Here is a 203-nt window from a genome sequence, read left to right as displayed (position 1 = left end):
TGGAGACGAGCGGGATCGAACCGCTGACCCCCTGCTTGCAAGGCAGGTGCTCTCCCAGCTGAGCTACGCCCCCGTAATCACTATTAGATTTTCGATTTACGACAACTACTACTGTCGAATATCGAAATGGTGGGCCTAAGTGGACTTGAACCACTGACCTCACGCTTATCAGGCGTGCGCTCTAACCAGCTGAGCTATAGGCC

Annotated in this window: 1 tRNA gene; it reads right to left on the bottom strand. The window is 53.7% G+C overall.

The window, feature by feature from the left end:
* A tRNA-Ala gene (locus tag GT1_RS22080) sits at positions 1 to 73 on the bottom strand.
* Positions 74 to 203: the final 130 nt, after the last annotated feature.

Source organism: Sporomusa sp. GT1, from assembly GCF_014634905.1.
Classification (GTDB): Bacteria; Bacillota; Negativicutes; order Sporomusales; family Sporomusaceae; genus Sporomusa; species Sporomusa sphaeroides.
The sequence above is the reverse complement of the archived record's forward strand: the minus strand, read 5'-3'. Positions and strand labels throughout refer to the sequence as shown.